This window comes from Flammeovirga pacifica (genome assembly GCF_000807855.2).
GTDB classification, from domain to species: domain Bacteria; phylum Bacteroidota; class Bacteroidia; order Cytophagales; family Flammeovirgaceae; genus Flammeovirga; species Flammeovirga pacifica.
Map to the genome: position 1 here is coordinate 2603363 of NZ_JRYR02000001.1, position 9576 is coordinate 2612938.

The following is a 9576-nucleotide window of genomic DNA, read 5'->3' on the forward strand; positions in this document are numbered from 1 at the left end:
AACAGATATTACTTTGATTCTTCATTACGTCCTTCTGTTTTCTATGTTGATCTTAACGAAGTTGATTTCAATGAAGGTGCTGATGTGAAACAATTAGATTGTGATACTGACATCAATTATGCTGGAGATGCTTCTGCTCATTTTGAAGTAGCACAGCCTTTCAAATTCATGACTAAATAATCATTAAAGTATATAAAATCAATCATCAATCGAGAACACGAGCCTACATAAAGGTTCGTGTTTTTTTATACAAGAAACCTTACAGATTCCTTTTACAAAAAATGTATACTTCTTCCCCCTTACTTACTACAAACTAATCAATTAAAACTTATATAAAAGGCAATAAAAGAAGATTTTCCGCACACAATTCACATTCTAACGATATTATATAAGTCGTTGCTCAAAACATACAAAAGATTCCTTTTCCAAACCCTGATATTTGTAATGTAATCAATTGGGAAATAAACTTAAACAATTCTCAAATGAATCATTAAAATAAATATTACAAATTATAAATATTACAATTATGTGTTCAAGAATCAATTACAAAACTGGAAACAACGAATTTATTACGGGTAGAGGAATGGACTGGAATGATCCTACCGCAGCCACTTCTTTATGGATATTCCCTAGAGGATTAAAAAGAGATGGGGCTATTGGTGAAAATCCTATTCAATGGAACGCTAAATATGGTTCTATTGTAACTAGTTTCTATGATGCTGCTACAGCGGACGGCATGAACGAAAAAGGGTTAGTAAGTAATGTCTTGTATTTAGCAGAAGCTGAGTATGATGATGTTTCAAAAAGCAACAAACCTACATTATCGATTGGTGCTTGGGGACAATATATTTTAGATAATTATGCTACGGTTAATGACGTAGTGAAAGCAATGGAGGATGCTCCTTATATTATCGATGCTCCGACATTACCAAACGGAAGAGCGGCAAGTGTTCACATGGCGATTTCTGACCCGACGGGTGACTCTGCTATTCTAGAATATTTAGAAGGTGAATTAGTCATACATCACGGAAAACAATACAATGTGATGACCAACTCTCCTAGATTTGAAGAGCAACTTGCTATCAATAAGTATTGGGAAACAGTAGGTGGTAACAGAATGCTTCCGGGGACAATCAATGCTGCTGATCGTTTTGTTCGCTTAAACTATGCATTAAAATCTTCTCCTCAATATACTGATAAAGATCTTGCTACGGCTTCTGTATTTTCGCAAATGAGATCTATTGGTGTGCCTCTTGGAATGGCTGACGAAGACCATCCAAACATCTCTGCTACGCTTTGGAGAACAATTGCAGACAATCAAACTAACAGATATTACTTTGATTCTTCATTACGTCCTTCTGTTTTCTATGTTGATCTTAACGAAGTTGATTTCAATGAAGGTGCTGATGTGAAACAATTAGATTGTGATACTGACATCAATTATGCTGGAGATGCTTCTGCTCATTTTGAAGTAGCACAACCTTTCAAATTCATGACTAAATAATTATTCTAGTATGTACTTGAGTCCTCGGGTATTGCTTCTTAGAGGCCTCAAGTCTTTAATCCATTCTTCAATCACTAATGAATAAAAACATGACACAAAATTTCTCATTTATCATTGCTATGCTAGGTACTATTGCCTTTGCTGTAACTGCTGTTTTAGCAGTCATTCCAAAAGGAATAGATGTATTTGGAGCATCAGTTATGGGTATAATAACGGCTATTGGTGGAGGTACTATACGCGATATTATTTTAGATGTACCTGTATTTTGGTCCACGGATTTAAGCTATATATGGGTAGCATTGGTCTCTAGTATTATTGCTTTTTATGGACATCATTGGATGAAAAAAAAATACATCTACCAACTTATGTTATACTTGGATGCAGCTGGAATAGCTTTATTCGTTATCCAAGGAGCTGATAAAGTAATACAATTGAATTTTGCCATGCCTGTTGGTCCAGTAGTACTTGGTTTAATTACAGCTATTGGTGGTGGTATTACAAGAGATATTATCGCAGGAAATTCCACTTTGTTGATGAAAAAAGAATTATATGCAGTGCCTCTAACAATCGGTGCAATTGCTTATGTATTCTTAGTATCAATACTACCTCAATACTCTATACTAATAGGTTCTATTGTTATCATCTTCACATTTTTGATGAGAGCTATAATTATTTACAAAAAATTAAATGTTCCTAAGTGGATGCTCATACAATCATAAATGATCCAATCAATTTTATAAACACTATATCAAAAAAAGAATAATAAATTAATAATGAAACGTTTAACTACACTATACATTTTGCTATTTTTTGCAATTTGTACTCAGACGGCTACTGCCCAAACTAAGGATGATGACCATGATTTAGCAAAAAAATTAGCCAATCCTATCGCGAACCTTATCAGTGTTCCTTTTCAAAATAATATGGATTTTGGTATTGGCGAATTTAATGGTACCAGAAATACAGTAAATATTCAACCTGTTATTCCTTTCAAAATTTCAGATAAGGTAAACCTAATTACTCGTATGGTACTTCCTGTGGTACATCAAGAAAATATTACTGGTTTAAATAATATTGAAACAGGTACAGGAGATATGGTATTAAGTGGATTCTTTAGTCCATCCAATTCTAAAAAAGGATTGACTTGGGGTATTGGGCCAGCTATTCTTTTACCATCAGCGTCAAATGAATTTCTAGGCACAGGTAAATTTGGTGCAGGCCCTACATTTGTAGCCTTAAAACAACAGAATGCTTTTACCTATGGTTTACTTGTCAATCAAATTTGGAGTTTTGCAGGAAGTGGTACCACAGATGTCAATCAATTTTTCTTACAACCTTTCCTTTCTTATAACTGGAAAAGTGGAGCAGGTGCTTCTGCTGTTTTTGAAATGACTCATGATTGGAACCATCAGTCAACAGTACTTTGGTTCACTCCTAGTATCAATGGCGTAACAAGTTTAGGAAAACAAAAAGTACAATTATCTGTCGGTCCACGATTTAATTTAGCAGCTCCCACAGCACATAAATCAAGATATGGATTTAGAGCTTCGGTATCTTTTATCTTCCCTAAATAACATTTATTTAATATCGTTATTTGAGGTAATATATATAAGGGAAATTACTTTACTAGATATATCATTATCTCCACTTTTAAATACGAATCTCTTCTGAGGTTCGTATTTTTTTATGTCTATTTTTCTCAGTTTTCAATACTGCTTCATGCTATATTAATTCTAAAAAATCACTTTAGCGATAATCTATAACTCCTTAACGATTTCCTCTAGTTGTTTGATACAAAACAAGGTGATATTTGTAATGTAATCAAACGAAAAGAATCACAAAATTATATTATTATGAAATCAAAATTGATCATCTTCTTCCTATTTTCAGTACTATTTGTCAACGCTCAAGATTATGATTTAGTCATCTTGAATGGACGAGTGATGGACCCTGAAACGATGTTAGATAGAGTATTAAATGTTGGAGTTAAAGATGGTAATATTGCCATTATTACTCCTAAAGAAATTGAAGGAAAAAAAACAATAGATGCCAAAGGGTTAGTTGTAGCTCCTGGTTTTATTGATACGCATTTTCATGCTTTGGATGGGTTATCATTAAAACTAGCTGCTAGAGATGGTGTTACAACAGGAATGGATCTTGAAATTGGAGCCATCAAAGTTGATAATTGGTATAAGGCTAAAGAAGGAGCATGGCCACTTAATTATGGAACAGGAATAAGCCATGAAGGTATTCGAATTCAAGTTTTAGATCCGGAAGTAGAACTTCCTGAATGGGCGGATGCTCCCGTTTTATTGGGTAGACTAAGAGCTGAAGCATGTGCTGATGGTAATTGTGGTTGGCAAGATACAGAAAGTAATCTTGAGCAATTGAATGAAATTATGCGATTAGCTGATGAAGGAATGCTGCAAGGTGCTATTGGCTTTAACTCTACTGTTGGTTATATGGTAGACGGTGTAAGTACTTTAGAAATGTATAAACTTCAAGAGGTAGCAGCAAAATATGGTCGTGTGTCGACAGCTCATGTTCGTTATCATGGCAGTCCCAAAAATCCTCAAGCACCCATTGGGTTTCAAGAAATTCTAGCTAATGCATTAGTCTTAAACGCGCCTCTTTTATTACAACATAACAACGATTTTGGTTGGATGGAAAATGAAGATAAGTTACAAAAAGCAAGAGCACAAGGACATAATGTCTGGTCTGAATATTATCCTTACACAGCGGCTTCAACATCAATCTCTTCTTCTTTCTTGCAACCAGAAATGCTAGAAAATGTTTTTGGTGGTGTGTACGAAAGAGATATCTATGATCCCATCGACGATAAGTTTTTAACAAAAGAAGAGTTTTTAGAAACAGAGAAAAAAGACCCTAGCCGTCTGGTAGTCATTTACAATCAGAATAGAAAATTATGGATGAACGACTGGTTAAAAATGCCTCACATGACAGTAGCTTCAGATGCAATATATTCAGGTTTAGGTGTTGACTCATGGGACGTTCCTTATGAAGAATATAAAGGCCATCCAAGAACTGCAGGAACAAGAGCAAAGGTACTTAGATTAGCCAGAGAAAATGGTGTTCCGTTAATGTTTAGTCTTTCTCAAATGTCATATTGGCCAGCAAAGCACCTTGGTGACGCAGGTTTAGAAGCTATGCAAGTAAGAGGAAGAATGCAAGAAGGTATGGTAGCTGATATCACAATTTTTGATCCCGAAACAGTAACTGATAAAGCCAATTATAAAATGAAACAGCAAGGTTTACCATCAAGTGGAATTCCTTATGTAATAGTAAATGGGAAGTGTGTTGTAGAAAATTCAGAATTTAAAAAAGTGTGGGCAGGTCAGCCAATTCGCTATCAAGTAACTGATGATTCAAAACTTGAGCCTTTGAGCAAAGAATACTGGTTGAAGAAACATGCTATCAATAATATATCTGTTGATGATTGTTCGCTTCATGCCAACGAACACAAACATGATCATCATCACGAGCCTCAAGACAATAAATAAGCTCCTTTCAGAATTAAAAACTACCAAATACTATTAGTTATGAATAACCTATCAATTAAAAGATCTCCTTTAGCAATAAAGGAGGTCTCAGCAAAGCTGTATTTCTTATTGTCATTTTTGATCTTCTTCAATATGACCAAAAGTTTTAGTCAGGATATAAAAGAAAAAAACATTTCAAGCCCTGCATCTGTAGAAAATCAATTAAAAAGTGATGCCAATGAGAAAGAAAAAACAAGCTTATGGCATCTAGTAGACAGTACTGACCAAGCCAAGAAAAAGTTTTATGAGAAAACAGGTTTTATGGCCAATATGGATTACAATTCTCAAGTAATGGGTGCAACCTCAGTTGTCAATAATAATGTGGGAGCTAGTGGTGTATTTAGAGTCTATGGTAAATGGGATTTAATTGGTAACAAAAAAGGGACATCAAAAGGTGGTCTGGTTTTTAAATTTGAAAATAGACATAAATATACGGATAATGCTTTGAGAGAATTTGGACCTATTGATGTTGGATTTGCAGGCTTTATGCAATCTGTTTACAACGACCAAAAGTGGAGAATGACCAATTTATATTGGAGACAAAGCTTCAATAATAATAAGATTGTTTTTTATACAGGTTTTGTAGATGTAACTGACTGGGTAGATGTTCATGCTGCTGCAAGTCCTTGGACAAGTTTTAATAACATCGTTTTTGCTACAGGATCAGGTACTTTAGGTGGACTCTTTCCTGATGGATCAATGGGAGCAATGCTCAATGTTTGGGTTAATGATAATGTATATTTAGTAGGAAGCATGATTGATATTAACGGTAAAGCCACAGAGTTTTGGAAAAGTGCAGGAACATTCTTTACTAAATTTGAAACCTTAAAAACATTAGAAGTAGGGTACACAACGGGAATGAAATCTGCATTCTTAAAAAATGTTCATGCTACCATATGGCAAGTTGACGCTAGTGAAATGGTCGGTACAAAAAGTGGATTTGGAGTAATTGGTTCAGCTAGTTGGTTAATAGGTAATAAATTTATGCCTTTCGTTCGCGGTGGTTGGGCTAAGGATGGCGGAAGTATTTACGAAGCTTCAGTTAGTGCAGGTTTTACTTATAATATTATGGGACCCAATACTTTGGGAGTAGGTTTAAACTGGAACCGACCAAGTGAAAGTACTTTTGGTCAAAAATTAAGAGATCAATATGTCTCTGAGGTTTTCTATAAATTCAAATTAACACACCATACAGAGCTAACGCCAAGTGTTCAATTAGTAGCTAACCCAGCATTAAATATGAATACAAATTTCACATCGGTATTTGGATTAAGATTTAGAGCCTTTTTATAAAAAAGAATTCAAAAACATATAGGCTATTATAAAATGGAACAGTGGCTATTACTCTCAATGAGTTAATAGTCACTTTTTTTATAATAAAATAAAAAATCACTTTGATGATAATCTATAACTCCTTAACGATTTTCTCTAGTTGTTTGACATAAAACAAGTTGATATTTGTAATGTAATCAAACGGAAATTCAATTTAAATATTAGAAAAAAATGAAAAATTTATTCCTAGCTATCTTGCTAATTTTTACATCTCAAGCATTTGCTCAAAATAAAATCGTTATTAAAAATGTAAATGTTTTTGATGGCAAAAATGAAAAATTAAATAAAGGAGTTGATGTTCTTGTTGAAGGAAACATGATTCAAAAAATTGCTGCAAATATTAATGTTGATTCTTGTGAGATAATTGATGGACATGGTCAAACGCTCATCCCTGGTTTAACAGATTCTCATACACACATTATGTGGAATGATGATATCGAATATTTAGTATATGGTGCTCCTGAAGCATATTCTGGTGTTCTTGCTTCTGTAAATGCTAGAGAAATGCTAATGAGAGGTTTTACTACAGTTCGTGATCTTGGTGGTCCTTCTTTTGGATTAAAACAACTAATTGATAAAGGGGTTACTGAAGGACCAAGAATTTTACCATCAGGTGCATTTTTATCACAAACTTCAGGTCATGGTGATTACGATCCTAAAGAATTTTATTTATCTCCTCATTTCACTGGACAAATTGATAAAGCTTACTTAAGAGGTTGGACAATTATTGCAGATGGTCCTGATGAAGTTAGAAAAGCCACAAGAGATGTACTTAGAGGTGGAGCTTCTCAAATTAAAGCATTTGGAAGTGGTAGTATTACAGGTGCTCATGATCCTATTGATGTTACAGAATATACTTTAGAGGAGTTGGATGCTATTGCAACAGAAACACAAAAATGGGGTACTTATGCAACTATTCATGCTTACTCTGATCAAGGCATACAAAATGCAATTAATGCCGGTTTTAAAAGTATAGAACATGGTTTATTTGCTACTGAAGAGACTTTCAAAATGATGAAAGACAATGATGTCTTTTTCTCTACTCAATTCCTTGCCTTTAGCCTTACACCAGAACAGGCAGGCATGAAAGGTGAATCAGTAAAAAAATATTTAATTGCTCAGGCTGGTGCTGAAGCTGGCTATAAAAGAGCCAAAGCTGCTGGTGTTAAAATGAGTTGGGGTACAGATGCTTTAGGTTCTTTAGAGACTCAAAGAATGCAAAGCCTAGAGTTTACTGCACGTTCTAAGTACTTCTCTGGATATGAAATCTTAGTACAGGCCACATCAAACAATGCGGAATTATTTGAAAGAAGTGGTGAAAGACATCCTTATAAAGAAGGTAAATTAGGAGTAGTAGAAAAAGGTGCTTATGCCGATTTATTAATAGTTGACGGAAATCCTTTAGAAGATATCAACTTGTTATCAAACCCTGAAAAAAATCTTCTATTAATCATGAAAGATGGAAAAGTATTCAAAAACAAATTAAAATAGTAGCTTCTTTATGAAGATATATAGCATTTTCTAAAATTACGATCTCTACATTCATTCTACAACTTTATAAGAAGAAGGGTATTTGCTCTTCTTCTTTTTTTATACTGTTCACTATTAATGTATATTTAATTCTTATTAATTATCTTCAATATGGAATATCAATATACAATAGAAGGGAATGAACTTCACCCAAAAGCATTATATAATAAGATAGCCAAAGATTTAAAAGGGAGTTGGGATAACGAAACACTTACTGTTAAAAATAGCTGGTGTGATATTGAAGCACATTCTTTTCAATTTTTTGAAGAAATGTATATTTCTGTCTCCTCATTATTTTTTAAAAAGCCTGTTTTATTTAAAAGTATCAATAACAAAAGTGATGAGACATTCTTTACCATCAAAATTGGATTCACAGGTTCATTTTTTGGAAAAGATGATCAATATAATTTTAATAACTTAGGTGTGTTTTTTTATAACTCACTTCAAAATTTTGATATTCAATACCCTATTGAAACTAATTGTAAGTGGCTTTCCATTACTTTTTCCTTGAACTTATTTAAACAGTTGGTGGGAAATTCAACTAGTAAAATAGATGAGTTAATCTTAGATAATTCTGCTTGGTTTAAATATTACTCCTTAGATATAGAAATTGAAAATTTAGTCAGAGCAATTAATTCAAATTTAGATAAAAAGAAAAGACGTAATATTTATTTTTTAACTAAATCGCTTGAAATAATAGGTCTCATTAATGAGAAGATGATCAAAGATTCCAGTCTATTTAAAAAAAATATTCATGAAGATGATCTAAAAAAAATGATGCATCTGAAAGAACATCACCTTTCTAATTTTTCCATTCAACCTAACCTAAATGAACTCAGCTTTGAATATGGAATGAGTGTTTCAAAATTAAATAGAATCTTTAAATCTATCTTTGACAAACCTGTTCTTCAATTTTACAACCAACAAAAAATAGAAGAAGCCTACCGACAAATTACTCATACCAGTAAAAGTATTACTGAAATTTCTATGGATTTAAACTTTACGAATGTGGGATATATGAGTAAGATGTTCAAACAGTATTATGGATTTCCTCCTTCGGTACTTAAAGAAGGCTAATAATATTTTATTGTATTCTACCTCAAAACGTCTCTCTTTATTCGGAAAAAGTTAAAACTGACGATTTTTTATAACTCTCTGCTCATGATGTACAAAAGATTCCTTTTCCTAACCATGATATTTGTAATGTAATCAATTGGGAGATACAATTAAACAACTCTCAAATGAATAAATTAAAATAAATAGTACAAATTATAAATATTACAATTATGTGTTCAAGAATCAATTACAAAACTGGAAACAACGAATTTATTACGGGTAGAGGAATGGACTGGAATGATCCTACCGCAGCCACTTCTTTATGGATATTCCCTAGAGGATTAAAAAGAGATGGTGCCATTGGTGAAAATCCTATTCAATGGAACGCTAAATATGGTTCTATTGTAACTAGTTTTTATAACGCTGCTACAGCAGACGGTATGAACGAAAAAGGGTTAGTAAGTAATGTGTTGTATTTAGCAGAAGCTGAGTATGGTGATGTTTCAAAAAGCAACAAACCTACATTATCGATTGGTGCTTGGGGACAATATATTTTAGATAATTATGCTACGGTTAATGAAGTAGTGTAGTGAA

Annotated in this window: 8 protein-coding genes and 1 pseudogene; all 9 read left to right on the forward strand. The window is 33.3% G+C overall.

What is annotated here, in order from left to right; genetic code table 11:
* Positions 1–180: pseudogene (locus tag NH26_RS25410) on the forward strand (linear amide C-N hydrolase); the annotation flags it as partial.
* Positions 181–526: 346 nt separating this feature from the next.
* On the forward strand, positions 527–1504 hold the full coding sequence (locus tag NH26_RS10165) for a linear amide C-N hydrolase (RefSeq protein WP_071397141.1): 978 nt from the start codon (positions 527–529) through the stop codon (positions 1502–1504).
* An 89-nt stretch (positions 1505–1593) separates the two neighbouring features.
* Positions 1594–2223 (forward strand): trimeric intracellular cation channel family protein, encoded by a 630-nt coding sequence (locus tag NH26_RS10170; protein WP_044229836.1) that lies wholly within the window; start codon positions 1594–1596, stop codon positions 2221–2223.
* A 54-nt stretch (positions 2224–2277) separates the two neighbouring features.
* On the forward strand, positions 2278–3078 hold the full coding sequence (locus NH26_RS10175) for a hypothetical protein (protein ID WP_044229823.1): 801 nt from the start codon (positions 2278–2280) through the stop codon (positions 3076–3078).
* A gap of 279 nt (positions 3079–3357) precedes the next feature.
* The gene (locus tag NH26_RS10180) at positions 3358–5025 is read left to right on the forward strand and encodes an amidohydrolase family protein (RefSeq protein ID WP_084812269.1); all 1668 of its coding nucleotides are present in this window, start codon (positions 3358–3360) and stop codon (positions 5023–5025) included.
* A gap of 39 nt (positions 5026–5064) precedes the next feature.
* Positions 5065–6357: a carbohydrate porin gene (locus tag NH26_RS10185; protein WP_052432327.1), complete on the forward strand. Its 1293-nt coding sequence runs from the start codon at positions 5065–5067 to the stop codon at positions 6355–6357.
* A 210-nt stretch (positions 6358–6567) separates the two neighbouring features.
* On the forward strand, positions 6568–7887 hold the full coding sequence (locus NH26_RS10190; protein ID WP_044229821.1) for a metal-dependent hydrolase family protein: 1320 nt from the start codon (positions 6568–6570) through the stop codon (positions 7885–7887).
* Positions 7888–8037: 150 nt separating this feature from the next.
* Positions 8038–9003, forward strand: coding sequence for a helix-turn-helix domain-containing protein (locus NH26_RS10195; protein ID WP_044229818.1), 966 nt, complete (start codon positions 8038–8040; stop codon positions 9001–9003).
* 209 nt (positions 9004–9212) lie between these two features.
* Positions 9213–9572, forward strand: a complete 360-nt coding sequence (locus NH26_RS10200) for a linear amide C-N hydrolase (RefSeq protein WP_071397143.1) — start codon at positions 9213–9215, stop codon at positions 9570–9572.
* The last annotated feature ends 4 nt before the right edge of the window (positions 9573–9576 follow it).

What these genes read in the sequence shown, in the direction of transcription:
- NH26_RS10190 (WP_044229821.1), top strand. Translation starts at nt 6,568, where the DNA reads ATGAAAAATTTATTCCTAGCTATCTTGCTAATTTTTACATCTCAAGCA.
- NH26_RS10170 (WP_044229836.1), top strand. Translation starts at nt 1,594, where the DNA reads ATGACACAAAATTTCTCATTTATCATTGCTATGCTAGGTACTATTGCC.
- NH26_RS10185 (WP_052432327.1), top strand. Translation starts at nt 5,065, where the DNA reads ATGAATAACCTATCAATTAAAAGATCTCCTTTAGCAATAAAGGAGGTC.
- NH26_RS10165 (WP_071397141.1), top strand. Translation starts at nt 527, where the DNA reads ATGTGTTCAAGAATCAATTACAAAACTGGAAACAACGAATTTATTACG.
- NH26_RS10200 (WP_071397143.1), top strand. Translation starts at nt 9,213, where the DNA reads ATGTGTTCAAGAATCAATTACAAAACTGGAAACAACGAATTTATTACG.
- NH26_RS10195 (WP_044229818.1), top strand. Translation starts at nt 8,038, where the DNA reads ATGGAATATCAATATACAATAGAAGGGAATGAACTTCACCCAAAAGCA.
- NH26_RS10180 (WP_084812269.1), top strand. Translation starts at nt 3,358, where the DNA reads ATGAAATCAAAATTGATCATCTTCTTCCTATTTTCAGTACTATTTGTC.
- NH26_RS10175 (WP_044229823.1), top strand. Translation starts at nt 2,278, where the DNA reads ATGAAACGTTTAACTACACTATACATTTTGCTATTTTTTGCAATTTGT.